Annotated in this window: 4 protein-coding genes (1 of these 4 running past the window's edge); all 4 read left to right on the top strand. The window is 72.3% G+C overall.

The window, feature by feature from the left end:
- Positions 1-18 precede the first annotated feature (18 nt).
- Positions 19-3,411 carry an AAWKG family protein gene (locus NDW01_RS26435; RefSeq protein WP_252825024.1) on the top strand — a complete coding sequence of 1,131 codons (3,393 nt, stop codon included), beginning with the start codon at positions 19-21 and terminating at the stop codon, positions 3,409-3,411.
- Positions 3,412-3,473: 62 nt separating this feature from the next.
- On the top strand, positions 3,474-3,950 hold the full coding sequence (locus tag NDW01_RS26430) for a YbaB/EbfC family nucleoid-associated protein (protein WP_252825022.1): 477 nt from the start codon (positions 3,474-3,476) through the stop codon (positions 3,948-3,950).
- On the top strand, positions 3,943-4,305 hold the full coding sequence (locus tag NDW01_RS26425) for a hypothetical protein (protein ID WP_252825020.1): 363 nt from the start codon (positions 3,943-3,945) through the stop codon (positions 4,303-4,305). The genes NDW01_RS26430 and NDW01_RS26425 overlap by 8 nt, the downstream gene beginning before the upstream one ends.
- Positions 4,306-4,314: 9 nt before the next feature.
- A protein-coding gene (locus tag NDW01_RS26420) for a protein-glutamine glutaminase family protein (protein WP_252825018.1) crosses the window boundary here: on the top strand, positions 4,315-25,435 show its 5' end (the start). 42,725 nt of this gene lie beyond the right edge of the window; the window shows 21,121 of its 63,846 coding nt (coding positions 1-21,121); the start codon lies at positions 4,315-4,317; its stop codon lies beyond the right edge, outside the window.

Here is a 25,435-nt window from a genome sequence, read left to right as displayed (position 1 = left end):
CTTTGATGGAGAGCAGACATGGCGGACCCCGCAGGAGACAAGCCTCCAGCCTCTTCGGCGAACGATCATTGGTACGACGCCGTCACGCTGCTCACCGGCTACAAACCGCCCGTCAAGCGCGGCGAGATCTTCAAGACCCTTTACGGCAACGATGACATCCCGCTGATGAAGGTGGAGATCGACACCTCGGGCGCCTCGCCGACGAACGCGGAGGCGGAGGCCATCCATGACATGGCCTGGCGCGCTCGGAACTCCGGCTGGCGGATCAACGACACCGACTTCGTCGTCCCCTTCTACGGCCCGACCGACGACTCGGCGGTCAGCACCCTGGCCACGGGGACGGAAGTGCACATGCGCAGGGCGCGCATCACCCTGCTCGGCACCTACAACCACGAGATCCCGCACGGCGGTGTCTCTTATGGCGGGAAGTTCGGTAAGGACTCGCACCTCATGCCGAGCGGCTTCGAGGGATGGGACTCCGCGCCACTCGCGCAGTACAGCTACGGCGGTGGTCTCGCGCTCGAGAAGCTGATGTACGACCCGCACACCACGCAGGGCTTCTCCTTCAACGACGTGTCCGTCCTCGACGACGACGCCGTCGACCTGAAGTCCTTCGACAAGGCCGCGATGGCTTTCAACCGGGCCGCGCTCTTCTTCTACAACTCCAGGGCCACGATCCAGCAGTGGGAGGACGCGCTGGGATCGGAGGACGCGGCCTGGCGCGGACAGGCGGCCGGCGTCTTCTGGGACATCATCCACCAGCTGGGTGTCAACTATCAGAGTTACACGGACGCCCTCTCGGTCGGTGGTTTCGGCATCTCCAAGGTCGCCGCGGACCTGATGACCGCCAAGTCGGGCTTCCAGAAGGCGATCGAGAACCTCTACTGGGTCTGGAGCGATTGGGCGCTCCGGCTGGGGAACCCGCTTCGCTGGCTGTACGACATCCTGTTCGACGTCACCGACCAGATCTGGCTGAACAACATCACCAAGGTTCGCTGGCACGAGAGCTACGGCTATGAGTCGTACGACTCCTGGAACCAGGTCGATGAGGGCGGCTGGAGCGGGGATGCGACGACCGCGGGTGGGAAGAATTTCGGGCCGCTGAACGCCCTGACGACCTGGAAGGCGATCGGCGAAGAGGCGATCAGTCGTTGGCAGACCTCCGTCAACGACTACTTGGGAAATGCCGCCCAAGAGGCGCTGCGCGCCATCAACAACTCCTGGACCCATATTCCCGACGACATCCCCAAACTCACCACCGCCAACGTCAACCTCGCCGCGGACTATCAGGCCGACAAGGCTGCGGCGGAGCAGGACAAGCAGGACAAGGAGAACGAGGAGAACAAGAAGAAGGAGGAGGACTGGGAGAAGAAGCAGGAGGAGTGGCGCAATGAGGACCTGAAGCACCAGAAGGAGCTGGAGGACGAGCAGAACAAGCAGCGCGACGAGGACAAGAAGCACCAGCAGGAGCTGGAGGACGAGGCCAAGAAGCAGCGCGAGGAGGACCTGAAGCACCAGCAGGAGCTGGAGGACGAGGCCAAGAAGCAGCGCGAGGAGGACCTGAAGCACCAGCAGGACATCGAGAACGAGCAGCGCCAGCAGTACCAGCAGCAGCAGGACGAGGCCAAGAAGCAGTACGAGGAGCAGCAGCAACAGCAGAAGGAACAGCAGGACGAGGCGAAGAAGCAGTACGAGCAGCAGCAGGCGGACCAGAAGGCCCAGGAGGCCAAGCAGGAGGAGCTGCAGAAGCAGCAGCAGGACGAGGCCAAGAAGCAGTACGACCAGCAGATGGCGATGCAGCTTCAAATGCGGAAGGAGGACCAGCAGAAGCAGGACGAGCAGGAGAAGAAGCAGGAGGAGCTGCAGAAGCAGCAGCAGGAGGAGGCCAAGCAGCAGTACGCGCAGCAGCAACAGCAGCAGAAGGAACAGCAGGACGAGGCGAAGAAGCAGTACGAGCAGCAGCAGGCGGACCAGAAGGCCCAGGAGGCCAAGCAGGAGGAGCTGCAGAAGCAGCAGCAGGACGAGGCCAGGAAGCAGTACCAGCAGCAGCAGGCGGACCAGAAGGCCCAGGAGGCCAAGCAGGAGGAACTGCAGAAACAGCAGCAGGAAGAGGCCAAGCAGCAGTACGCGGAGCAGCAGAAGCAGCAGCAGGAGCAGGAGAAGAAGCAGGAGGAGCTGCAGAAGCAGCAACAGGACCAGGCTCAGAAGCAGTTCGACCAGCAGCAGAAGCAGTACGAAGAGCAGCAGAAACAGCAGCAGCAGCAGTACGCGCAGCAGCAGAAGCAGCAGCAGGACATCGCCAAGGAGTTCGTCCAGCCGGGGAACCAGAATTACGCGCTCCCGGGCAAGCAGGAGTTCGTGCAGCCGGGCTCGTCCCAGCTCCAGCCCTCGCAGCTCACCGGCCACGTGGTGCAGAACCCCGACGGCAGCCTCACCACCGTCTACGGGAATGACAACCCGACAGGCCTCAACTCACAGACCGGCCTGGAACACCTCCAGCCCGGCCAGATCCAGAGCCACTCGAGCCTGAACCCCGACGGCACCATCACCACCGACTACAGCGACGGCAGCTCGACGACCATCAACCCGCACACGGGCCTGGAGACGACGATCCACCCGAACGGGACGACCACCCACGAGCAGCTGACCCACGGTCACATGCTGACCAACCCGGACGGCAGTCAGACGACGGTCAACCCCGACGGGACCGTCACGACCCACTACCCGGACGGCAGCTACACCACGGTCGACCCCAAGACGGGCAGCGCGGTCACCCACGAGCCGAACGGCGAGACCATCACGACCCCGCTCGACCACGAGGGCACGTCGCTTCCGTACGCTTCGCGCCTGCAGAGCTCCCTCGGCAACGGGGCGGCGAGCTACTACGAGCCGGCCCTGCACGACCTGCCGAGTTCCGGAGGCCTTCTGGGATCTCCCTCGACGGCGCTCGGTGGCCAGGCCACGACCCCTGCCGTCTTCCCGGTCGGCCAGTCCGGCGGAGTGCTGCCGCCCGCCACGCGCCTCGACGGGACCACGACCGGCGGCCTGCCCGCCGGCGGGCAGAGCGGGTACCCGCCGATGATGGGCGGTGGCATGGGCGGCATGGGCGGCATGGGCATGGGCGGCGGTGAGAAGAACGGCAGCGGCGAGCGGGTCCGCCAGGTCTACGAGGACGAGGAGATCGTCCCCACGGACGGCGGCTCCCTCGGCCGGCGCGCGCGCAGGAGCCGCGGCTACGAGGAGGCGGTGCCGGGGGCGAACTTCACTCCCACCAGCTCCGGCTACAACCCGTACGGGGGCGAGGACCGCCGTCAGACGGAGAGCGGTGATCGCGAGCGCGAGGCGTGGGTGCCGGAGGAAGAGGACGTCTGGGGCACGGACGAAGGCGGCGCGCCGGCCGTCATCGGCTGAGAACGACGGTTCGCCGCCGGATCGTGTCCGGCGGCGAACCGGCACAGGGAGGAGAAGGGACGATGGAGACCGAAGAGTCGATGGAGCAGCGCATCGCGGAGGCGAGGGCGCGTCTCGAGTCGACCAGGGCGGCGGTGGCCCGGGCACGGGCCGACCTCAGCAGTTCGTCGTCGACCGCGCGGTCCAAGGACCGTTCCGTCGAGGTGACCGTCGGCCCGCAGGGCGAGCTGCAGCGGGTCAAGTTCCTGGATGAGAAGTTCCGGACGATGGAGGCGGCGCAGTTGGCCGCTTCGATCGTCGAGGCCGCGAACAAGGGCCGGGCGACCATGGCCCGGCGGGTGATCGACACCTTCTCCGCGTTGACTCCGTCGGAACCGGACATTGACGGCCTTCCCGGCTTTAAGATCGACTTTGAGGAGATCTTCGGGTCCGCCCTGGCGGCCGGACGGCGCGGACGGGGCACCGGCGCGTCCGGGCGTGGCGCCCGGCCGTCCGCGAAACTGCGCGACGAGATAGTGGAGGACGGCAACGATGGGTGAGACGGGCAAGTACACGGCCGACCCGGCGAAGGCCCAAGCGGCCGTCGAGGCCATGGAGGAACTCGGCAATTACGTGTTCAACCTGGCCGCGCGGTTCCGTAACGGCGTCAACTTCGACGTGCTCGGCAACGACAAGGCCTTCGGAGCTCCGGCCACGGAGGCGGCGATCAGGCTCGTCGACGAGATCGCGACGGGCACCGAGGCGGCCAGCCGGATGCTGCTGGCCGTTCCGATGGCGCTGCGGGCGAACCAGAAGAGCGTCGTGAACCAGCAGGGCCGTGCGCTCACGGCCGTGCACGACGCCAAGTCCGGGGGCGGCTGGCGGACGCCGGGTTCCTTCGGCGGCAGGGAGTAGTCACCCACCGTGTCCGATGAGCCGTGGGGCGGGTTCGTCTTCAACGAGGACGAACGGCGGATGTTCCTGTTCCTGATGGGAATGGAGCCGCCCGAGGCCAACCCCGGCCAGGTCTTCCATCTCGGCCAGGCCCCGACCGATCTGGCGGCCGAGCTGGACGGCCTGTCGCGGATGATCGAGGACACGCTGAGCAAGGTCGACGGCGCGCTGCCGGAAGAGGTCATCGCCCAGTACAAGGCGATGCTCCGGGAGCTCACGGGCGAGGGCGGCTACGGCAGCCACATCAACGAGATCAGGGACGGCGCCCTCGCCACCGCGACGCAGTTCGGCAACTGGGCGCGGAGCCTGGGCCAGGCGCAGATCCAGATCATCTCGACGCTGATCGCCATGCAGATCCAGCTGGCGATCATGTCGGCGATGGCCTTCTTCACCGGCGGGGCCTCCCTCGGTGAGGAGGCGATCGCCTACAACACCGCGCGCCTGACCCTGAACATGATCCTGCAGCGGCTGGCGGGCCTCATCGAGTTCATCGTGCCGACCGCCATCCAGGCGGCCATCGGCGCGCTGATCATGATGGCGGCGAGCCTGATCTCCACCGCGCTGGGCTACGGCGACCCGGACAAGCCGATCAACGGGACCTGGGTCGCCGAGGGCGCGGTCGGCGGCGCTCTCGCCGATCTGGGAATCCGCGGCGTGGGCGCCGGACTCGGCGGCCTGGGCAAGTGGTTCGACGGGCTGGCCACCGGAAACTTCGCGAAGTTCCTCGACAACAACATCGTCGACGAACTGCGGAACATCGGCGGCGACTTCGTCAAGATGGGCGCCGGCGCGGGGATCGCCGGGACGATGGCCCCCGGCCTCGTGGAGAACTACTGGCACTTCGACCCGATGATGGTCGTCGGCGGCGGCATCGGCGGCGCCGCGTTCGGCGCGTTCGCGCGGGGTGTCCAGCTGAGCGCCAACGGGTACCGCACGCAGAAGATCGGCGGCGGTATCTCCGAGCTGCTCGCGCAGGAACATCTCGATATCTCCTCCGCCGAGGTCAAGCCGGGCGGCGGACCCGGCGGCGACGGTCCGGGCGGGGGCGGACGGTCGACGCCCGTGCCGGAGTCCTCCCTGGAGGAGCCACCGCCGCAGACCGTGCGTTCCGCGCCGCCGCAGCGTCCGACGACCGTCGAGCCTCCCGAGCGGATCGGGACGGTCGGGGAGGACGACCCGCTCCTGCGGACCGGCCTCGGCGACCCGCTGTCCCTGAACGGTTCCCACGGCCCGGAGAGCCTCGGCGAGGTCACGCCACCGCCGCCGAGCCGTAACCTCTCGCCGTCCGTCGAGACGCCGCTCCCCGAGAGCCGCCCGATCGGCGAGAACGGCGAACCGCTCCCGCCGCCCCTGTCGGCCCCGGTGGGCGAGCACACGCCGATCACCACGGCTCCGCCGGTACGGCCCGCGCCCCCCGCGCCGAGTTCCCCGGTCCGCTCCACGCCGGTCACCACGCCGCGGGAGAACGTCGAGGTCGGCCCGGAGCCGGTGTCCCCGGTGGAGAGCTTCACGTCGGACTCGCGGCCGGTGTCCCCGGTGGAGAGCTTCACGTCGGACTCGGAGCCGGTGTCCCCGGTCGAGCGGCCCGCGTTCCGCCCGACTTCGGCGCCGCCCGCCGAATCGCCGGGCCCGCGGAACCTCACGTCGCCGGAGGCCGAGGTTCCGGCGCCCTCGCACACCGAGGTCACGAATCCCGCGCCCGGCGGCGGGCGTGTCGAACCGGGCGCCAACGGCGCGCTCCCGCCCCGCTCCGCGGGCACCGAGACCCCGGCGCGACAGCCCGAGGGGGCGCAGCGCAACGCGCCGGGCACCGAGGAGGCCGTGACCCCGCCGTCCCGGCCGCAGACCACGTCGACGACACCGCCCGAGACGGCACCGCGCTCGGAGCCCAACGGGCGCGTCACCGAGCCGCCCGCCTCCGTACGGAACGCGGCCCCCGGCGCCACCCGCACGGGACCCGAGACCGTACGGCCCAACGAGACGACGACGCGTACGGGCGACTCCCGGACGCCCACGGAAGAGCCGACGGAGCCGCCCGCCGAGTCGACCACCGAGCCGCCTTCCGAGTCGACCACGGTCCCGCCCGCCGAGTCGCCCGCCGTGCCGGTGCGGACGGAGTCCGGCAGGCCGCCCGCGTCCGGTGAGCCCCCGGCCGAGCTCGGCAGGGGTCCGGGCACGCCCGCGAACAACGGCTCGAGGCCCGCTGAGCAGACGCCTCCCGCGCCCGCACGGACCGGGACCGGATCCACCACGAGGCCGGCGGCTCCCGACGAGAGGCCGCAGGACCCGCCCGCGCCGGCCGGCCGGGAGCGCCCCGCGACGGAGACGCCCGAGCCGGCGTCTCGGCGGGACCAGACGGACCGGCGCGCGTACGTGGAGGATGCTCCCGACGAGGGCGAGACGCCCACGGCGACCCGCGGGAACACCCCCGCCGGCGAGCGGCCCGCGACGCCCGTACGAACGGAGTCCGCCCCCGAGGACTCGGCGCGCTCCGACCGGTCTCCGCAGGATCCGCCTCCGCCGTCCGAGCACCACGGGACCGTCACGGACGACGCCGCGCCCGGCGGCCACCGGCCGGACGACGTCCTGGTGGACCCCCTGGCCCTCGACCACGGGGACGTCACGCCGAACTTCCGGTTCGACCCCGGCGACCCGATCGCGCAGGGCCGGCTGAACCTCGACCAGGCGAGGCTGACGGAGCGGTACGACGGACTGCTCGGCGACGAGGACCGCCGGTTCTGGCGGCAGCGGGAGGCCGACGACCGGGTGAACGCGGCGATCGCCGCGTACCACGAGGGCCCGACCACCTTCGGGGTGCCCGACCGCGGAGCGAACACCGACCCGGCGATCCGGCTCCGCGAGGCGGGCTTCCCCGACCGGCTCACCCGCCCGATCACCGAGGCCTACCGGGCCGCTCTGGCCGAGGACGACAGGGCGCGAGCGAAGCCCCCCAAGACCATGGTCGGCGGAGAGCAGGAGCTCGTCGACAGACCACCGACGCTGCAGCAGCGGCTCATCGCCAAGCTGGAGCCGGTGCTCGGGGACAACGAGTACTCCGCGTCGCCGCACGAGGTGGCCGAACTGCTGCTCCGGCGGGACCCGCTGTCCGAGCCGGAGGGCTGGGCGCGGAAGGCCGGCGTGCCGGACGATCTCGTCGAGACGGTCGCCGATGCGTACCGCACGGCCCGTGCCGAGCACAACCAGGCTCCGGCGGACGAGACGCGGTCCTTCGAGGAGCGCCTGGCCGGCGTGCTGGAGTCCCGGCTGTACGGCCTGCGGCACGACCTGTCCCTCCCCGAGGTGACCGACCGGATGATCCGCGAGCAGGCGCGGCTCGACGCCGACCGGACGCGGCCGTGGACCTTCGACGTACGGGACCGGTTCGACGCGCGGTGGAAGCCGCTGTTCGACCGTCACCTGCGCGGCGAGCTGACGCGGGATCGGTTCGAACGGTCGTTCCAGGAGCTGACCGACGGTCTGCACGACGAGCTCGAGCTGGAGGCCGCCGTGCGTTCGGCGCGGGTGAGCGCCGAGGAGGCCTTCGACGCGGTCGTCGACCGGGACCGGCTCTCGCCGGATGAGGAGGCGCGGGCGCTGACGCGGTTCCTCGAGGCGAACGAGGCCGAGGTCCGCCGCATCGCCGAGAACGTGGGCCTGCGCGGCGGGGCGCACCGCGAGGACGCCCTGTACGACTTCGCGGACCGGGCCGCCGCGCGTACCGGCGAGCTGGCCCGCGGGCTGGCGACCCGGCTCGAGCTCGAGTACGAGGCGAACTTCGAGTTCCGCCGCCTGACGGGGGAGACGGGCCTGGATCCCGCGTCCGACCGCGCCCGGGACCTGCGGGCCGAGTACCACGCGTACTTCGAGGCCTACACGCGGACCCTGCCCGGAGGCCGGGAGACGCGCACCCTCCCCGTCGAGGAGTTCGAACGGCGCACAACGGAACTCGGACCGGCGGTGCGCGAACTGAACGAGCTCTTCACCGCCCGGATCCGCGCCGAAATGGCCGAGGACGCCCTTCTGGCCCGCGCCGAAGACGAGCTGGGTGACCGGGAGTTCTCCTGGCGGGAGATGTCGGACCGCCCTCGCGCCGAGATCGACGGCGTGGACTACGGCGCGGTCCTGGCGGAGTTCCGGACCGACCTGCGGGCCGAGAGCACCCGGCTCCTCGGCGGCCGTTCCGCCGGGGAGCCGGGCGCCCGCGACTGGGAGCAGCACACCCGCCGGCTGACCACCGCGTTCGAGCGCCTGGCCGCCGAACTGCCCGCGCGGCTCGACGAGCAGGCGGGCCGGGCGGCGATGCTGCGCCGGGTGGACCGGGCGCTGGAGGGCACCGGCCGGTCGGACACGCACGTCCAGCGGGTCGGCGCGGACTTCCGTACCGCCATGACCGACGCGTACAAGTCGGTGGTCGGCCGCCCCGGGGAGGGCCTCTGGTCCCGCGAGGAGCTGATCAGCCGGGAGGAGGCGTTCTACCACGACCACTTCCTGCCCTACCTCTACTCGCTGAACGAGCGCCTGCGATTCGAGGCGAGGGCGGAGGACCTGCTCGGCGAGGCGGCCGGCCGGTTCAACGAGCTGACCGCCGAGGCGAGCGAGCTCACCGGCCGGGCGCAGCGGCGCCACGCGATGAGCGAGGAGAGGTTCGAGGAGTTCAAGAACGACTTTCGTACCGACTCGGCGATGCTCATCCACGAGCACCTCGGCCCGGCCGATCGGAACGTGGCGGACTGGCTGGAGCTGGAACGATCCCAGGGCGACGTCTTCGGCGTCACGCTCCGGGAGAGCTGGGAGGCGTTCCAGGCCGAGACCGACGCGCCGCGGCTGGCCCGGCTGCGCGAGCAGGCCGCGGAGGAGAACGCCCGGGACCGGCAGCGGCTGCTGGACATGTTCGCCGACATGACCCGCAGGGCCAACGCGCTGGAGAATCTGGACCGGGTGTTCGATGAGGGCCGCCCGGATCTGCGGTCCCCGCACGCGTTCGCCGACTACCGCGCCGGCCAGGAGGCGCTCCGGAGCCGCCTCCGCACCGAGATGGACGCGGCCGACGGCGAGGAGGGGCGTGCCTCGGTGCTGGCCGAGGCACGCGAGGGCCTCGCCGCCCTCCGCGAGCAGGTCGAGGCCAAAGAGCAGGTCTACCGGGACTGGAGCCAGAACCCGGAGTGGACCCTGGACCTCCGGCGGCTGGAGCTGACCCGTACCCCGCTCGAGGAGTACGAGCGGCGCGCCGGGCTCATGCCGGAGACGGAGTCCGCGCCCGCCGGCTCGGAGGCGAGGTCCGCGCCCACGGGTTCGGAGGTGAGGTCCGCGTCCACGGACCCGGAGCCGCCGGTGGACCGGCGGGCGCACTTCGAGGAGGTCCCGGACGAGGCCGAGACGCCGGTCGAGGTCCTCGAGCAGGCCCAGGTCCTTCTCGAGGACGCGCCTCTGGAGGTGCGGGAGGCGCCGCCGGAGGTCCGGGAGACCCCGTCGGCGCCGAGTCCGGCGAGGCTCGCGGCCGAGGCCCGGGCCGCCGAGGAACTCGCCCGCCTGCGCACCGAGATCGAGCAGCGCGACGAGGCGCACCGGGCGTTCGACGCGGTGCTCGACGAGCAGCCGAACCGCGGCTTCACGATCGGGGCGATCGAACAGGTCCAGAGCGCGCGCGAGTGGTTCGTCCACGAGTGGGCCGCCACGGACCCGGGAAGCCGCAGCGGGCTGAAGGGCGAGCTCGTCCGGCGGCTGGACGAGGCGCGGGCGGTCGCCGACGCGCGGCACGTGTTCGCGTGGGAGGTCGTCTCCTACTCGCGGCCGGCGGTGCGCATCGTCGACCCCGCCTTCCACCACAGCCCCCAGGCCACCGCGGTGCGAGACGAGTTCGTCCAGGCGATGACCGAGGGCCCCGCCCCGACGGAGGACGCGCGGACCCGATTGGTGGAGGACTTCCGCGGACGGTACGACGCCGCGGCCACCGCCTACCGGCGGCAGCAGTTGCTCGAGCGGTCGTCCCAGACCACGCCGACGCCCCAGGACGAACAGGGCACCGCGCCCCTGGGCGGCGAAACTTCGCAGGGCGAGGTGGCGCCGGAACCTCAGGCCCAGACGCTGATCACCGAACGTCCGCCCCACGAGGGGTGGACGCCGGAGGTGACGTCCTGGTATCGGCGGGAGCAGGCCGAGATCGCCAGGCGGATCACCGACTTCGTGGGCGGCCGGACGCTCGACCCGGCCACGCAGGCCCGGCTGGCGTCCGACCACGCCCGGCAGCTCGACGCGCTGCACGAGATCGCCGAGCGCCGCGACGTCGCGCAGCGGGAGTTCACCCGCTTCCTCGATGCGCAGAGCGACGGCAAGGTGACGCTCCGGTCCGGAGCCACGGCGAACTGGGTCCGCCGCAACATCGAGGACCTCCGCCGCCGTGTCGACGACCTGAGCACCCCCTTCATCGACGAGTACCTGGCCGCCTCCGCCGCACAGGACGCGGAGGAGCCCGGGTGGACGCCCGTCGCCGAGCCGTCCTACGCCGAACCCGGCGACTGGCGCACCCCCGCGTGGCACACCGCGCAGGCGCGCCTGTACGAGAACCTCGAGGCGACTTTCCGCCGGCACGACGCCGAGACCGCCGGGCAGGCGGCCACCGCCGCCGACCGGCAGGCGTTCGATGAGATCTTCGATGCGTGGGTCCCGGAGGGCGCCCGCGAGACGGCCGGTGAGCGACTCGACGCGATCCGCGACCGGGCCCTGAAGACGTTCGAACGTCGCATCCTCGCCGGTGACGAAGAGCGCCAGGAGATCCTGGACGGCCTGACGGACGAGCTGGACCGGGAGGCCGCCCGGCAGGTCGCCCTGCAGGCCGGCCGGGACGCGTACGAGCGGGCCTTCCAGAGCTGGTACGAGGACCGCGGCCGGCGCCTGGGGGACGCGGACGACGCCCTGCCCATCGCGCTGACCGAGACCGTGGCCGAATCCGTACGCGAGGGGCAGCGCGCGGACTTCCAGGAGAAGTGGGAGAGCGCCGTCGATGAGCTCCTCACCGGTGTCTCCGGTATCCGCGCCGCCCTGCCGGAGATCCGGCGCACGGCCGAACGCCGCCTGCGGGAGCTGATCGGCGGCGGCCTGTGGGAGTCCTTCGACCGGCGCGCCGGTCACGCGTCCGAGCAGGAGCGGTTCACCGAGCTCGTCTTCTCCGCCGCCGAGTCCTTCCGGGACACCCTGTCCGAGCCCGACCGGGACCTGCTCGCCGCTTTCGCCCCCGAGGACGCCGTGCCGTCGGAGCCCGGCCGCACCCAGGTCGTGTTCGACGGGTGGCGGGAGCTCGACACCGCGTACGAGGAGATCTTCCCGCCCGGCACCGAGGTCACCGCCGAGATGCGGCAGCGCTGGCAGGCGAGGTTCGCCACGGTGGCCGCGTCCGTGCCGTCGGCGCTGGCCCGGCAGACCGCCCGCGAGAGCGCGCTGACCCGCACCCTCGCCGACGTGAACACCGCGATCGAGGCGTGGCGGACCGCGCCGCCGGAGGCGCTCGAGGCGTTCCGGCAGCGGTTCGGCGTCGAGTTCGGCGGCGAACCGCCCGGCGGCGTGCGGCGGTCGGCGGAGCAGTCCATCGCCCGGTCCGTGAACGACCGGTTCGGCGCACTGTTCACCGGCGAGCAGAGCGGAACGCAGGCCGAGCGGCTCGAACAGTGGCGGTCCTGGTACGGCGAGACCACCGGCACGCCCCGGCTGCACACCCTGTTCGCGCGCGAGACGGCCAAGCAGGGTGTTGCCGCGAAGGCCGCGGAGGTCTTCGCCTCGGCCTACGGGCAGTGGCGGCAGGACCACCCCGAGACGGCGCTGTCCGAGGACGACGCCGGCCGGACCCGTACGGGCCTGACCGACCGGATGACGGACGCCTACGACGAGATCTTCGGCGGCGCCGAGACACCGGAGGACCTGACCGAGCGGACCGCCTCCTGGGATCGGAGGGTCGAGCGCCTCACAACCGAGCTCCCCGCCCACCTCGCCTTCGAGGCCACCGTCCCGGCCGCGCTCCGGACCGCGGGCCGGTCGTTCCAGACCGTCGGGGAGGGCCACGACCTCGACGACACCGAGTGGGTGGACCGGACCGCCGCGTCCTTCCGCGAGGACTTCTTCGACGAGTACCGCCTGTGGTGGGCGCCGGTCGACCGCGCAACGGTCTCCTCGGAGGACGAGACCACCGCGGGCCTGTTCGACACCGGCCGCGCTGAGGCCCTCGCCGAAGAGCAGTCGACCGTCAGCATCGATACCGAGTCGGTCCTCAGCACCGACACCGAATCGATCTTCAGCATCGATACAGAGTCGGTCCTCAGCATCGATACAGAGTCGGTCCTCAGCACCGATACCGAGTCGGAGCCGGAACACCCGGTCTCCGCCGTCGCCGAGCGGACGGAGGAGACCGCCGGGCTCTGGCCCGCCGATGGGGCGGCGGGGCTGGACCGGCATGAGCTGCAGGTGTTGTGGCAGGAGGTGCGCAGGGAGCTGGCGCGCAATCATTCGGAGGTCACGGGCGATGCCGCGAAGGAGTTGCGGGAGCGGTTGCCCGTGCTGTACGAGGAGCTCGATTCGACGCTGAAGCGTCCGCTCCGGCGGGCCGGTGAGGCGATCGCGCAACTCGTCGTCGACGGGCGTGTGTCCGGGCTGCACGGAGAGGGGGGTGGCAAGGAGCGGGAGTTCCCGTACATCCTCAAGCACCCCGACGTCGAGGATCCGAACGACTACGGCGGCGTGACCCTGGCGACCGGTCCGCACGGCGCCATTCTCACGCTCGATGTGTGGGATGTCTTCCTGGGGCCGGAGGGTGAGTACTACCTCGAGGAGGAGAACGCGGTCGCGGCGCTGAACGCCGCGGATCCGGAGAACCCGGTCGAGTCTGCGGAGAGCGTGCAGGTCGGAATCACCGAACCCATCTTCGGCGTGATGAAGGTCCACCCATTCGAGGACTACGCCGAGTCCAGCGAGATGTTCCCCGTGGCCCGAGGCCTCGAGACCGAGCTGGAGAAGGTCCCGGGGCGGCCCGGCCGGGAGGACCTCAGCCCGCTGCAGGGCCACCTGCCGAGGGGCTGGTCGCTGACCGAGGAGGGGCAGGGCTGGCTGATCGGTCCCCGGCCGGTCGACGCCCCGCCGCGGGGCGGCCATGACCACGACAACTTCGGCGTGGTGCCTGCGGTCGGCCATCCCTTCCTGCGGGACGTCCTCGACAACACCTTCCAGAGCGAGCTCTACAGCGAGGTCACCCGTGGTCATCTGGCCGACGCCCTGGACTTCGCCGACCAGGTGGCGGCACGGTTCATCGCGTGGACGGCACTGGGCCACGTCCCGGCCGACCTGACCCACGCGTACACCTTGCTGGACACCCCGGACCGCGCGGTGCAGGAGCTTCGCCACCACGCGGCCGCGCTCTACCTCCCGGCCGCCATGTACGGCAGCGGCTACGTGACGCCGGGCCTGGACAAGGTTCACGCCGCCGCCTTGCCGCGGCATGAGCCGTACGACCTCCTCGCCGACCTCCCCGGCCCGGTCCAGCGGTTCCTGCAGGCCGACCACGTGAACTTCCTGACGGAATCGTCGACGCGGATACGCGCCCGCGACGGAGATCTGAACCAGGCCCTCGAGGAGAGCGACCTGCTGGACCTTCCGCTGCGGAACGAGGAGAGCGGCGTCCTCAGAGACTTCCTGCTCGCCGGCCTGGTACCGGGCGCACGGCGGGTCGGTCTGGACGACCTCACCGAGATGAACGTCTTCGACGAGTTCGACACCGACGGCGGGCGGACCCTCCGGCAGGCGGTGTGGGAGGTGCGCTCGGCGGGCAAGCGGTACAAGACGGCGACGGAGTCGGAACAGCAGTACGAGCACTTCGCCGGGAAACTGCGGTCGCTGTACCCGTACGCGGAGCGGCTGCACAACCCGACCCCCGAGGACCTCGAGGCGGTCCGGGCGGCGTACGCCTGGCTGCGCGAGCAGTACACCGGCGACGACGGTATGGAGGGTCTGTCGTCCTACGCGCCGCCGTCCGCCCCCGGCGACCTGCGGCCGGCCGCGAGCGTCTCGGAGGAGGACCTCTACCCGTCGTCGAGCGGAGAGCGCTTCGTTCCCGAGGACGCCCCGAGACCGATCCTGGCCCGGATCCGGTACCTCGAGGAGGCGCTCCGGTACGAGCAGCGCCTGGCGGCCTACCTGTCGGAGCATCCTCTGGTCAACGAGGAGCTCGGCAAGATCGTCAAGGACATCTGGAATCGCACGAAGGAGGACCGCCGGGCGGAGTACGGCTCCGACGACATCTGGCTGGCCGGCGCCGTGGGGTTGTCCCCAGAGCGGCTGCAGGAGGTGGTCGACTCGGGCAACCTGCGCGAACGGGTGACGTTCCTGTTCAACGGGGTGAGCAAGGGCCTGATCCCGGACCTGCTGAGGGGCGACAACCTGCAGCATCCCGACATCGTCACCGAGCGCGCCGACCGGGTCGACACCCCGGCCCGCGTGGAGTACGAGAGACGGCTCGCCGAGATCCAGACCTCGAACCTGGATCCCGATGCCAAGGCGGCCGCCATCACGGCCGCGATGAGAGAGCTCCTGAGCACCGATCAGCCCGCGTCACAGGTACGGCCGCCGCTCAGCGACGCCGAACGGTCGTTCGTCGGAGAAGGCGAGTCCCTCCCCTGGATCCCCGCCTCGCGCAACCACGAGCTGCTGATGAAGAGCGATTTCCAGCAGCGGTCGGAGGCCGGCGGAGGGCTGGTCATGACCGGCACGTCGGGCTCCGCGTACCTGTTCGCGCACAACCTCTTCCGGATGCCCCGCCGCTGGCGGGGCGTGACGATCGACCTCGGGCTCCTGCGCGCGGCGCTGATCGGCGCGATGCTGCAGCAGAAGCACCACAGCTTCCACGAGGTGATGCGCGGCTTCCAGCTCGCCCTGAACGAGATATCGGGCCACGACCCGAAGCTGGACTACGTGGACGGCTGGGACCGGTACCAGCACCTGGCCCCCTTCGGCGAGGACGAACTCCGCACGTCCGTGGCCTACGAGGGAAGGTTCCCCGACGAGCACGCCCGGGAGCTGCGCGGCCGGGGCGCGGGCGGGGAGACCCACGCCGGTCCGTCCGCTCCGGTGGACCTGCGGCCCGCCGAGAGCGTCGCGGACGAGGACCTCTATCCGCTCATCCCGGCCACGGACCTGGACTGGAGACAGCGGGTCCTGGAGGCCACGCTGCAGTCGGCCGGCCTCTATGAGTGGACGCGATCGGGGCCCGACTCGGAAGACGCCTTCGCGCTCCTCATGGAGTGGGAGGGCCGCACGAACGACTTCGCCCGGTGGCTGCGCGGTAAGGGGCCGGTCCTGTCGTCGCAGAGCGCGATGAACTGCTGGGAGGTGTTCCTTCACACGGCCTACTGGACCGGCGCGGTCGACCGGGCCTGGCTGGAGGGGATCCACGACCAGGCGGCGCGGGCGGCGATCGGGGTGGTCTACCGGGCACGGCGGGCCGGTGAGACGGATCGCGGTGCGTTGGCGGACGCGCTGGATGAGACGTACTTCGGCACGCTGCAGAGTTCGATGACGTCCGGTGACTTCACCCGTCACGACGTCGATCCCCGGACCGGGCTGACCACCCCGGACATCCCGCCGGGCCGTCTCGTGGTGTTCGGCGACATGAACCACGCCGCGATGGCGCTGGGGACCCGGGACGCCGAGGGACGCCAGGAGGTCCTGAGCAACTGGAACTTCCCCGAGAGCAGGCCGGGGCGGCCGACGACCGTGCCGTCCGGTCCGGGGTTCCTGCAGCGGACCACGGTGGAGGAGATCCAGGAGGCGCTGTCCCTCTCCGGCCACCCCGCGACCGTGACCTCCGCGGCGCCGGCGTGGCCGGTGACCCGTACGAACGCCGACCCCCGGAACGGCACACCGAATCCGGTGCGGGAGCCGGGCGCGAAGGTCGAGCGGCCGGCGAGTCCGGAGCAGTGGCTGGATCGGCGGTTCGACGCGCCGGTGGCCAAGGTCGCGACCGAGCGCTACGACCCGAAGGTGAGCTTCTTCGCGGGCAAGGCCGGGAAGACCTCCTCGTGGGAGACGCTGATCCGGGTCAACGTGCAGCGCATCCAGGCGGAGAACGGCACCTGGGTCCGCGTCCGCGTCGTCACGCTGCCGGTCAAGCCCATGTTCGGGGTGACCGAGGCCGACGTCCGGGCTCTGCAGGCGTCTTTGAACCGTCTGTACGACAAGCACGTGAACCGGGGATACAGGCTTCCGCGGTCGGGTGACCAGCTGTTCATGGCGGTGAAGCTGGTCGTCGACCCCGGTCACGGCGAGGCCGTCGAGATACGCCCCGGACGCACCGCGGACGCGCCGGACCTGAAGCTGACGCGTCCGGACGCCCGGCACTGGGGCATGCGGGACCTCCTGATCGTGCTCGCGCATGAGTCGTCGCACGGCGGTGGGCTGCCGGACGAGAACCTGGACGCGGAGTCGTTGTTCCGCCGCCTGGCGACGCTGACCGTCGTGGGAAGCGACGGGGTCCGGCGTACGGAGCCGCGTTCGGCGGTCGGGTACGACGGGCTCATGGCGGGCGGCCCGTTCGACCCCGCCCAGGAGATGCCCGCGCGGTACCTGGAGATCATCGAGGCGGTGGACGCCACCGCCCTTCTCGTGGACCACCCGCTGAAGGCGTCCGGCGCGCCGGCCTTCGCGATGGTGGTGACCACCGAGCAGAGCGGCGCCGCGGACACCGTCGCGGCCTCCTCGATCTACGAGGTCCTCGGCGATCGGGACGCCGGCTCGTCGTACCCCGCCCCCTCCGCACCGGGCGGTTCGGGATCGAAGCGGCCCGCCGATGAGGACGACGGGCCCCGGCCCCCGGCCCGGCGCACGCGGGGATCCGAGACGGCGCCCGAGCGGGGCGCGAGGTCACAGGCCGGATGGTCACCGCCGGTCCGGGCCGGACGGATCACCGCCGGTGTGACGGAAGAGGAGCGGGGTCAGGCTTCGCGTGGTCCGGCGGCGAACGCCTACGCGTTCGATCCGGCGGTCGTGCGGTTCTGGACGCACCGCGTCCTGCAGGCCGGGCTGATATCCGTCGGCTTCTACAAGTGGGTGTCCTCGTCGTTCTCCGCGAAGGACGGCTTCGCGCTCGCCACGACGACGCCGCGCGGCGCGAACGACTTCGCCAAATGGCTCCGCGATGAGGGCCCCATGCCGTCGGCGCAGAGCGCGATGAACTGCTGGGAGGCGTTGCTGTTCACGGCCCACCGGTCCGGGGCCGTCGACAAGGCCTGGCTGGTGGGGATCCACCAGGAGGCCACCCGGGTGACGGCCGAGGTCTTCCGTACGCAGGCGGCCGTGGTGTCGCCTTCCCGCGCGATGTGGGAGGCGGACTACGCGTACGCCGAGGCGTTCGCGCGGTCGATGATCGCCGGCGATCTCACGACGCATCAGGTCGATCCCCGGACCGGCCTGATGACGCCGGAGGTCCCGGCCGGGCATCTCGTGGTGTACGGCCCTCTGACTCACGTCGCGCTGGCGCTCGGCACCCGCGACGCCCAGGGCCGCCAGGAGGTCCTGAGCCATTGGGTCTACCCGGAAGGCGAGCCCGGGCGGCCGAACCTCCGGCAGGGGACCGTCCCGGGGTACCTGCAGAAGACCACGGTGGAGGAGCTGTACCGCTTCCTCCCCCCGGTCGGTTTCAAGGTCGTGTCCGCGCTGCCGGCGTGGACGGTCGCTCGGGCCGGTGGCGGCCCTCGACCCGGGGCGGCCGGGCCTGCGGAAGCGCCGGGTGCGATGGCCGGCCGGCCGACCGGCCTCCAGCCGCCGGCCGGACACGCCCGTCAGAGTGAGGCGGGCCCGGCGTCGTCGCAGCAGCCCCGCCCGCCCGCCGACCCGCTGACCGCCCCACCACCCGCGGACCCGCTGACCTCCCCACCACCCGTCCTCTTCGGCGTGGCCTATCGCCACGCGGGCTGGGCCGTTCTGCGCGAAGGCCACGAGAAGGCCCTGGCCTCGATCCTGGCGGGGCGCGCGGCCGCGTACAGCGCCGCTCGCAGCGCCGTACGGATGCTGAGCGGGGACCTGTCGGCCACGCGGGGGGAGGACACCGCGTCGTGGTTCGCGACGGAAGGGCGACCGGTCGGCTCGCGGGCGGAACTCGAAGCCCTCCTGATCGCCCCGGACTGGCGCGTGCCCGAGACGATGGCCGCCTTCGCCGCCGCGGTGCAACGGCAGGCTCCGCCGAACCTCGCCGAGGGGTCCGCGCCCCGTGAAGCGTCGTGGCGCGCGCAGATGCAGCAGGTGCGCGGCTACCGTCTGGGCGACGCGCCGCTCGGCCACGTCGAAAAGCTGTTCTCCGCGTACCGGAGTCTGGTGTCCGCCCACCCGGGTTCGATGCCGGAGTCCGATCTCGGCCGGGGGATCCTCGCGGCGATGATCGCCTGGCGGGTGCCGCTGGGGGAACCGCTGTACGACATCGTGCTCGCCTGGGAGCGCGCCGGATTCGGCACCGTGAGGGCGCGGTGGGCGCTGAACAGCGAGGCCGGGGACTTCTACGAATGGATCCAGGCCGCGTTCACCCCCCTCACCGGTATCACCGACGCGCGGGCGAAGATGGCGTTGCAGGCTCCCCACCTGCTCCTTCACGAGAAGTTGGGCAAGCCGCGCCTCCTCTCACGGACCGGGTTCGCGCCCGATGGCCGGTTCGGCGGGCCGGCGGGCGGTCTCCGCGGCGGGTCGCGGGACACCGGGGTCGATCCGCTGCGGGCGGGCTGGCCGATCGGCCGGGAGTTCACGGTCGAGGGGCCACGTGAGGGTGGTCTCACCGAAGTGCCCGCCCCGGCCCCGGCGGGCAGGGGCAAGTCCGCGGAGCGGTGGTTCACGTACGAGCGTGTGCTCGAGTCCCGGTCCGCGCCGCTCCGTTACGAGGTCGGCGACACGGGCCGGATCCGGCTCCCGGACGGCCGGATGCTCTCTCCGGACGGCTGGCTCCGGTTCGGCGACGACTTCTTCCACGCTCCGACGGGCGCGTTGCTGCGGGGCGACAGCGGATGGGTCGGCCAGGTGGCCAACGAGGACCAGCTGCGCGACGTCCTCGGCACACCGGGCTTCGAGGTCACGCCGTACACGCTCGTCGGCGGGCCGTCGGGCATCCACCTGACACCGGCGGGAGCGGAGGAAGGCCCGGCCGTCTGGATCCCGCTCGCGGACCACGGCGCACCGCTCTCCGCCCCGCCCGCCACCGAGCCGGCCCGGACCGGGCCCGTCGCCTCGACCGGCCCGTCCGAGGGAGAGTACGCCGATCGCCTCGTCTCGCTGCTGAGCGGCGACCCGGTCGACCAGTCCGCGGTGGTGGAGCAGCTTCGCCTGCGCCGCTCGCTCGCGGACGGCCGGACGGCCGAGTCCCTGGACGCCGCGTTCCAGGCGCGAACCGAGGGAGCCTCACTGGCCGAGGCGATGGACGACGCGGTCGCGGAGGGGCGCGCGCCGGAGACGCTGGTCGAGGACGTCCTCCGGATGATCGGCCTGGTCTCGGAGTTCACTTTGGGAGCTCCGCCGCCCGGTCCGGTCGCGGTCGCGCCGAAGGCGGCGCCGTCCGCACTGCCGCAGGTCCAGGCCTTCGCCGAGAACCTGCACACGGTGCTGGTGGAGCATGAGGACGCGGAGGGCGCGTTCGCCCTGCTGCGTCTCCTCGGGGAGGACCTGCCCCAGGCGTGGGCCGTTCAGGAGGCCTATCAGGCCCGCTACGGCGCGTCCATCGAGCGGCATCTGAACGACCTGTGGGACCGGGAGCACGACGGCGTTCCCTGGCACCGCTGGAACGAGATCTGGCCGCTGGCCGCCGCCCACAACCTGTTCGGTGAGACCCGGCCCGACCCGGTGTCGTACGCGCAGGTCGCGCGGTGGTACGACCTGCTGAGCGAGCTGAGCTTCCAGCACCACGAGCTCGGCGCCGTCCGGATGCCGAACGACCACGTCGCCGACGGCTGCTTCATCCGGGCCCATCTGATCACGCTGCGGCTCCTGCAGTGGGGCGCGCCCGTCGGCAAGATCGCGGTCACCGCCGCCGGCACCGACGGGTGGGGGCTGGGGCTGAGCTCCGGTGACCTGCCGGGCTCCCTCGACCCGGCGCGGGTTCCCTGGCAGTACCACATCGCCGCGGTGGTGTGGGCCCATGACGCGGAGGGCCGTCCGCAGTGGATGGTCCTGGACACGGCGCTCGGTCGCGGGCCGCTGACCGCCGGCGAGTGGCTCGCCGCCATCGGCGTCGAACCCGGCAACGACCGCAATCTCTTCCTGACCGGCGCGCTGGACGACGTTCAGAGGGCCCTGTGGGAGGAGTTCGACAAGGCCCCGGCCTCCTGGTGGTTCTCCGCGGGGCTCTCGAATCCGATCGGCCGGGCCGTCGCGGTGATCACGGAGGCGCACGCCGAGTCGCATCCCCTGCACTACAACGCGCGCAATCTGGCACAGGCCGACGCGAACATGCGCGAGCGGACCGGGACTCTCGTCGAGCACGCCGTGGCGATGCGGGAACTCCGGTACGCCCGGCACGCGGCACGCGTCCTGGAGGAGCTACGGAGCGCGGGCACACCGGCCGAGGAGGCGGCACTCCGGCTGGGGACCGAGCTCGGCGGCGCCAGCCCGAGGCGCGGCACTCTCACGCGCTACGCCGACCTCGACGGGTCGCTCCGTGACCTGCTCGGCGAGCGGTACGAGGAGCTGGCCCGGAGACTGTTCCCGCCGGAGGAGGACGGCCGGGAGCCCTCGGTGGACGAACTCGCCGAGGCGCTCGCCCGTACCTCCCTGTCCGCGACGCCGGGCGAGGCGACCGTGCCGTCCGAGACGGCGGCGCTGGAAGAGCCCGCACCGGTGTCGGCTCCGCCGCACGACTGGCCGCAGTGGACGAGCGCCCCGCAGGCCCGGCCCGCGACCACCGATCACCTCCCGGCGGATCTGACGCGTCCGGAGGACGCCGACAACCTCCCCGAACCGCCGGTCAGGCTCGGGCATGTCTACGACTCTCCCGCGTGGGCCCCGGCGCGCAACGTCTACGAGCGTGCCTCCGGGCGGGTGCTGGGGTCGGATCTGGAGGTGTTCCACGCCGCTAGCGACGCCGCCCGCCGCCTGTACGTCACGCTCGCCCGCCGCATGGGGGCCGACGCCGCCGCCCGCGGATTCCGCGTGGCCTCGGGCGCGGAGCTGGAGCGGCTGCTCGGCGAGGACTCGGAGTGGAACCTCCAGGACGTCATGACCGGGATGTACGAGGCGGTCCACTACCATCACGCGGCCCTGACCGAGCTGTGGCAGGACGTCCCGCACTCCCGGGAGCAGCGGAGCGACGAGTGGCGCACCGAGATGCGCGACGTTCGCGGCTACCAGGTGCATCTGCTGCCGCCCGACCAGACCGAGTGGCTGCTGCGCGTGTACGGGCGTCTCGGTTTTGGACCGGACCACCAACGGTTGTTCCTCCAGGCGGCGATCTCCTGGGGCACGGCCACGTCGCAGCCGCTGTTCGACGTGCTGCGGGCATGGCGCTGGGCGGGGCTCGGCGGTGACCTCCGCTCCAGGGTGCCCAAGGAGGTGCTGGCCGGCGAGGCGGCGGACCTGTACGCCTGGTTCGACGAGGAGTTCCGCCCGCGCGAGCGCACCGGCGACCGGGAGCTGCTCGCCGACCTGACACCGCCTCACCTGCTGGAGTACGACGAACCGGCTCCCGCCCCGGCCCAAGGCGCCGGCGAGCGGGACCTGACGACGCGGGCGCCGTGGTCGCCGGCCTCGCGCAGGCGGATCTTCACCGCCGTGCAGGGCGAGGCGCCGGGGCGGCGCTTCACGGACTCCGGTGGGGACCTCGTCGGGGTGCACCTCTTCCCGTCGTTCGACTGGTCCCTGCGCGCGCCGTTCTACGGCGGGCTGCGCGAGATGACCGGCATCGTCTGGCGCTGGTCGGAGGGGCGGCTGCGGGGAGCGCGGTTCACCCTGCCGCTCACGAACACGGCGGGGACCGCGTTCACCGCGGGCCACGGCGTCGACCTGGCGCGGCGCGCGGACCTCATCAAGGCGGCGGCGCGGTGGTTCGCGAGCCTGGGCTACACCGACAACGTGATCCTGGTCTGCACGCCCGTGCGGACGGGCCAGGACGATCTCGGCTCGACGGCCCACGAGACCGGCATGGTCATGCACCGGGTGACCCACGCCGTCGCGGTGACGGCGTCGGGGCACTTCCACCTCGCGCCGCAGGCCGACGGCCGGCCCAGCGTCTGGCGGGTCGTCCACCCCGACGGCCGTACGGAGGAGTTCCCCGCACAGGAGACGCTGACCTGGGACGTACCGGCGTCGGAGTATCCGGACGCGCCCTACTTCAACACGGGCGGCGCCGCACCCGGCGGTGTGGGGACGTACGGGCCGCCGGTCGGAATCCCCTCGGGGTCCGAGGGGCCGGTCGGCGACGGTGGGCTCGCGCCGCCCCCCATCCCCACCGACGACGGTGGTCTTTCGTCGTCGCCCCAGGTACCCGCCGAGATCGGCCGGGGACCGCTGGTGAGCTGGACCGACCCGGCCGGCGGGCACCGGTTCTTCCGCGGTGAGCTGGGTGCGGGCGAGGGCGCGGGGATCCCCGGGTTCGCGAGGGGCGCCCGTGCGGCGTGGGCGGCCGCGCACCGGGACACGCTCACCGCCTCGGACGAGAGCCCGCGGCAGGCCGGGCCGAAGAACCCGCTGGCGGGCCCGGGATACCGGCTGCGCACCGGCCGGGTCGTGCCCGCCCGCGACGTCGAGTCGCCCGGTGAGGGCCTGACGGCGCATGAGGAGGTCCGGTCCGGCGAGGCCACGCCGGTCCACGAGGGCGAGTCGTCCGGCACGACCGCGCGCCCGGCGGCCGGGACCCGCAAGGGCTACGGGGCCGGCAACGCCATGACGTTCGCCGACCTGTACACGCGCGAGCAGACGCCGGAGACCGGCGCATTCTCCTCACCCGGCCGGAGACTCGGCGGGAACGACGACGCGAACGTTCACCTCGCGGGCCTGAACAAGATCTTCACCGATCCGGTGGTCGCCGAGCCGCCCCGGCCGAGGGATCCGTTCGCGGGCACCGGCCACGTGCTCGGCCGGGGTGACGGCAGGGGCGCGGGCATCCCGGGGCTGGACAACGACGTCCGTGCCGAGTCCCGGCGGCTGCGGCAGGAACGCGGGCCTGCGAGGGTGCGGCCCCCCGAGCCGTTCTCCAGGGCCAAGGTCGTCACCCTCGGACAGGTCACCGACACGCGGACCGAGGGCGGCGGCCGCGCGCCGTCGGCGGGCGGCACCGGCGGGCTGCTCGAATCGCGCTCCGGTGACGGCACCGTCACGATGCTCCAGCAGCCGGTGCGGCCGGCGTCCTCCTCGGTCACCGAGGCGGACGCCTCCGTGACCGAGCGCCCATCCGCGCCTCAGGAGACCGGCGACGAGACCGACCCCTCGGTCACCGTTCCGGCGACCGAGCAGGCCGGGAACGAGGCCGGACCGCCGGCCACCGTCCCGCCGGCCGAGAGGACCGCGCCCGAGGAGACGGTCACCCCTCCGGCGCACGAGGAGACGGTCACCGCTCCCGCGCCCGAGGAGACGCTCACGCCTCCCGCGCACGAGGAGACGCTCACGCCTCCCGCGCACGAGGAGACGGTCGCTCCTCCCGCGGCCGAGGAGGCCGTCACCGCTCCCGCGGTCACCCCGGACGTGGAGCGGGGGACCGAGACGACCCCGGCGCATCCGGAGCCCGTCACCTCGCCCGCGCCCACCACCGCGCTCGGCCGGGCGCGGCAGGTCCTGGCCGGGCTGCCGGAGCAGCGCCGCGCCGAGGTCATGGCGCAGGCCGCGATGTTCGTGGGCGACCTGAGCGGCCGGGTGCCCTCGCCGCAGGACCCCGGCGGCCGGGTGCACTGGGAGGACTGGGCCGGGCTGCGCGTCGCGGCCGAGATCGCCCGGTCGGGTTCGGAGGCCGGTGAGCACCTCGCCCGCGACCTGGTCGCCGCGCAGCGCCAACGGGCCCGGCGGGCGGTCGGCGCGGGGGAGATCGTGCCCTCGACCCCGCTCGGCCGGGCGCGGCAGGTCCTGGCCGGGCTGCCGGAGCAGCGCCGCGCCGAGGTGATGGGGCAGGCCGCGATGTTCGTGGGCGACCTGAGCGGCCGGGTGCCCTCGCTGCAGGACCCCGGTGACGAGGCCACGCGGGTGGACCAGGCGGGGCTGCTGGTGGCGGCCGAGATCGCCCGCCGGGACACGGAGGCCGGTGAGGCGCTCGCCCGGAGCCTGATGCACGACCTCGACGAGCCGCTCGTACCGAGGGCCTTCATCGACGAGGCCCGGGAGAATGTCGCCCGGACCACGATCGACTCGCTGCGGGACCTGGCGGAGGAGGACCACCCGCGGATCCGCCACGAGGCCAGGGGCATCATCCGGCAACTCACCGGGCTCACCCTGGACGACGAGAGCGCGGAGGCGCGTGGCCTCCACCGGCTTCTGCTGGTGACGGAGGCGGAGATCGCCTGGGCCGGTCACCGGGCCGCCGCCGACCTCGCGGCCGACGTCCTCGGCCGGCCGCGCCTCCCCGAGTCGCGCTTCCTCGACGAGATGGCCAGTGCCGCCCGCTTCGACCTGGGCCGGGCCCGCGCGACGCTCGGCCTGCTGTCCAGTGTCCGCCAGGAGCAGCTCCGGCGGGAGACCGACGCCATCGTCCGCACGGCGCTCGGCGGTTCGTCCCTGGAACGGGCACCGCGCATCTGGCGGGAGCTGGTCGCCGCTGAGATCGCCCGTTCCGGTCACACCGCCGGCGAGGACCTCGCGCGCGACCTCGTGTCGCGCGAGGAGGCGGCGGCCGAGATGGTCGCCAAGACCCAGTGGGGCAAGGCCGGGGACCGGACGGTGGCGCTGTGGCTGCCCGGCCGGGCCGAGCCCGCCCTGCCACGGGCCCCCGAGACGCTCGCCCGGCTCAGCGAGGTCGTTCCCGAGGGGATGGTCCTCATCATCGGTGACGCCCAGGACGGCCGGGCCACGGCCCGCGAGCAGGACCTCAAGGCCTACGCGATGGCGAAGGTCGTCGAGAGCCTGGCGCCCGGCCTGCACCCGCTCCTGGCGATGACCAACGGCGCGA

Origin of the sequence: Actinoallomurus soli, assembly GCF_024055715.1 — a bacterium.
GTDB classification, from domain to species: domain Bacteria; phylum Actinomycetota; class Actinomycetes; order Streptosporangiales; family Streptosporangiaceae; genus Actinoallomurus; species Actinoallomurus soli.
Note: the sequence above shows the minus strand (reverse complement) of the source record. Positions and strands in the feature narration are given on the sequence as shown.